Annotated in this window: 2 protein-coding genes; one reads left to right on the top strand and one right to left on the bottom strand. The window is 39.4% G+C overall.

Annotated elements, in window-relative coordinates; all coding sequences use genetic code 11:
• Window positions 1-112 precede the first annotated feature (112 nt).
• Complete coding sequence (locus tag G4P69_RS35995; RefSeq protein WP_208354701.1) at window positions 113-2,311, top strand: DUF6908 domain-containing protein; 2,199 nt, start codon at window positions 113-115, stop codon at window positions 2,309-2,311.
• Window positions 2,312-2,655: 344 nt separating this feature from the next.
• Here the strand turns inward: G4P69_RS35995 and G4P69_RS36000 are convergent, their stop codons facing one another.
• Window positions 2,656-3,297 carry a hypothetical protein gene (locus G4P69_RS36000; protein WP_208346097.1) on the bottom strand — a complete coding sequence of 214 codons (642 nt, stop codon included), beginning with the start codon at window positions 3,295-3,297 and terminating at the stop codon, window positions 2,656-2,658.
• Window positions 3,298-4,004: the final 707 nt, after the last annotated feature.

Consider the following 4,004-nt stretch of genomic DNA (forward strand, 5'->3'; position numbering starts at 1 on the left):
TTGTTTGCAAATAATCTGGTTTCATTTGCAGCTAATGTGGTTTTGAGACCACCCTTATTTGCAGCTAATGTGGTTTCAATTTTGCCTTGTTTGCAGTTTGAAGTGTTTCTGTTTGCAGTTCGCTACAACTATCGAAGATGCTTGGAGATTTTTGACTGAGTTTGGTGGACAACTGAAAACTGGAGATCAAAAGCTTTCCATTAAGCAAAGTAATCGTGGCGATTGGTTTTTAATGGAAACCCCAAAACCCAAAGACGAAGGTGGAAAATATTTCTTGGATGAAAGAATTCTCGAAATTATCGAAGATGATTTTTATTCAGTTAGCGATCGCATGGCTTGCCAACTTAACAAAGACAAGTTGGAGCCACTGCTTGAATACTTGATAGGAGAAAGAGGCTACTCGCTCGCAGCCCCTGAAATGACTGGGGCAGCTAGGGCTATGCTGGGTGTTGAACTGCCATCCTTTAACGATGCTTCCCCTATTCCCGAACAGTCTTCTTCAGGGGAACTCAATGCTGGAGATGCATCAGGAGATATTTTAAGTGAAGAGAAATATAATCAGCCTCCAGTTAATGATAATTTTTCATCCGCCGATCCAGTGATCAAAGCTGTTGTGTCGCCTCAGCAAAGGGGAACACCAGAAAAAAACGTTGCTAAGTTGCTTGAGCGAGGAGGCTTATTCCAGACAGTAATGGAGAGTGAGGACTTCCATCTCAAGATCGAAAACGAGCCCTTTATACCCCTGGTAATAGAACGTCATGGCAATCAGTTATATTTGACACACTATCTGAATGACTATGGAGATGTGTATCTCGATAGCGAGATGGTTTTTATGATCATCAAGGATGGTAGTCTACGACTAAAAGAAACGGCCACAAGTGCTCTGGGAAGGGAGTGGCGAGGGTGCGATCGCTCTTATGCAACAATGTTCTCCCGCAATCTTTTAGATCAAGGGTTTACTGAAGCTATTCAAGAGCGGTTAGCTGTAAATGACACTACCCGCGATCAAGAGATGGAAGATAAGCTAGTACCCGAAACAGGTACGCCCCTAGAGCTTGTGCCTGAAACAACAGCCAATCGTGTTGACGTTGGGGAGAGCGTTGCTGCTTTTCTGGACGATAGCAAAGTTCTCAATGAAATTATAAGCTCCGACAGTTTAAGCTGGAGAGTGAAAGGCAGTTTTCCAGATCAAAGTATCTGCTTAGAACGAGCAGCAGACTTGTTTATACTTACGGCTAATTCGGGGTTTTCAGCTAAAAGAATTACCTTCAAAATCACTGATGACAATATATTTCAGTACCAGAATACCCAGACTACAGCCGATGATGAACTGTCATCGGAGTACTTCGACGAACATGAAGCGGACAAGTTTATAGCATGTCTTCGGGAGGAAGATTACACCACCAAAATAGCTGTTCAAATAAATAACTTAGTTTCTCTTTCTAAAGAAGGTGTTGCAGAACCTCCAAATAATATTGTTCCAGAAGCGCCAATTTCAACGAATTTGGCATCAGCGCCTATTTTTATTCCGGTCGAGGCAATTAAAGCAACCCAGAGACAGCCGGAGCTAGAATCAACCCTTACGAAGCAGACTTCTCGAAGAAGTCCAGAAAGGATATTCGTTTCCCCACAAGGAGATCAGCTTTCTTTATTTGATATTGCGGCGGGTATTGCTGAAGATATTGTTGCAAATCAGCGATCGCCTGACTCAAATCCAGATATAGAGCAAGAATCATACTTCACTCTACAGCAAATCCCATCAAGCCTGTTACCGAGTGTAAACGAAAGTGAGTTGAATGGAGTAGTGCGATCGCCTGATGATACAGGCAACATAAACACGGCAAAGTTAATTACCCTTAGGTTTGAGGACTTAGCTGACTGGGCGATGGCTGCAAGGGATTTATCTCTGTCTGGTGCGAAGCAGAAATACATTCAGTCGTTGGTGTCGGGAATGCGAAAGGGGCAAGCCATATCCATCCCTGAGGAAACCTTTGACGAGATGAGGCAGGATGTAGAAAAATATCAACCTTACTTAGAACGTGGAATACAGGTTTTAGAAGCAGCCAACAACATCCTAGAATTAACAGGAGAGACAAATTCTCAAAACGAAAAGATTTTTAAAGGTCGAACTTATGAAATTATTGAGTTTAGGGACAATTTAAGTATAAAAAAATTCAGTAATGGTAAATGTGACACTATTTTTCAGTCAAACAGAGATATACCTTCCAGAACCACCGTCGAACCGGAAGATGTAGCAATGTTTTTGAAGTTTATTCAACGTTTGCACCAAGCAAATGCTAGTACACGATAGAAAGATTTTTTTCTTAATTCATGACACGTCACTCATGCAGAAAAAATGGCATAACTGAATTAAGGTAAATCACTGAGAGCCTAGAACGGGGGAAGCCCAGTTAGACTAGGGCAAACGCATTAAAATATGTAAACAATAGTCTTGACAAAAGGAACTAGACGTGGACGTTCAGCCTTAGTTATTTTTCATGAGGAACTTAAATGGGGAGAGGATCTGGATTTGATGGCACTTCCTCCATGTAATACATGGAGGAAGTCAGGTAGTTCTCTCCGTGTAAAACACCGAAAAACAGGTATTGATTGTATCGAATTAATATTGTTTAGACGTGATTTAAAAGTGATTAATCACCATTTCTTTGCTATATCTGTTGCCTTTTGGGAACCTACTCTATAAAGTTCAACATTTGCCCTAAACCATTTTTTATCTTCATCATTCAAATAAAACATAGTACCATTTAATTGCCCTGGTGGCTTAATACTATTAGGTTCATTAATTATACTGAGATACATATAACCGAGTCTAGGAATTTTATCATCAGTATGAAACCAAACCGTTAAATGTTTTCTCTGTACAAGTATCGTAGCGCTATCGCTCACCCATCGAATATTTTTAGGTTCAACTTTAGGGTAAACAACTTTTTTAGTTGTACAGTCTTCATTGGCTTTTCTTACACCACTTAAATTTACTTCATTACTCCCAGTATGATTTATATCCACTGAACCAAATCTTTTTTTACAAAAATCTTCAGAAAAAATATTTTCTTTCTGATTGGTTTCAGCTAAATACACCCATTCTCCTGTAATATCTAATTCATTCGGTAACTTTGCATCAGTACGTAAATCAAAAGATATCTCTTTATCATTTTTTATCAAAGTAAAACCACTATAAACACGACCAACAAAAACACTGACAAATAAAACCGCTACAAAAAATAATGGATACTTTATCCATGGCATTTTAATTAATTCTTCTATTTTAGTCCACATATATTTGGTTATTTATTTCCATATTATTTGTTTTCTGTGTGTAGATTTACTAAGGCTCTTCAAGAAAATAAAATGCCCAGCAGTCTAATTTATTGGTTAACCGATACCTTGTCGGTGTGGCTGTCCCCGCCCAAAGGACTGGGACACGACTGGGCATTATATTTATTGGATCTCCCTTAAGACCGCCCAGAATTCATCTGTGTTGTATTTATGATGCTGGTACGTGGATATATGTAACATACCAATATTTAGTATTAAAAACCGATAAAGCTGTATGAAGATATGAAAGTTAATGATATTGTCAAACGCCACAGACAATCAGCCAAGATACCAGAATTGGATTCGTAAATTTAAAAAGCTTGTCCAGTACCGTTTTAGCCTTAGCATAACTTTCAGTACAGTTGCTAATTTCACTCCGGCATTGAAAAAGCTAACTTAGCATCATCTGCTTTAGTCGCGATTACCCCATGTTGGTAAAACCAAAAAAACTCTTTAAATGAGCCGTACACGTCAAGGGGCATCCTACCCTCAATTCTTGCGTTAAGGCAATGATTTTGCGTAGTGTAAGGTAAGGTTAACCGATGCCGGACATGCCCTCGTAAGTAGCTATGTATATAGAGTTCGTGATGTTATTTACAACTTCTGGGAAATTGTATTTGGGGGAGCGGCTCAAGCTCATAAAGCTTTATGGGATACGTATCAGCTAG

The organism is Aetokthonos hydrillicola CCALA 1050 (genome assembly GCF_017591665.1).
Lineage (GTDB): Bacteria > Cyanobacteriota > Cyanobacteriia > Cyanobacteriales > Nostocaceae > Aetokthonos > Aetokthonos hydrillicola.

Coding starts and splice junctions, on each gene's coding strand:
- G4P69_RS36000 (WP_208346097.1), bottom strand. CDS start 3,297: ATGTGGACTAAAATAGAAGAATTAATTAAAATGCCATGGATAAAGTAT.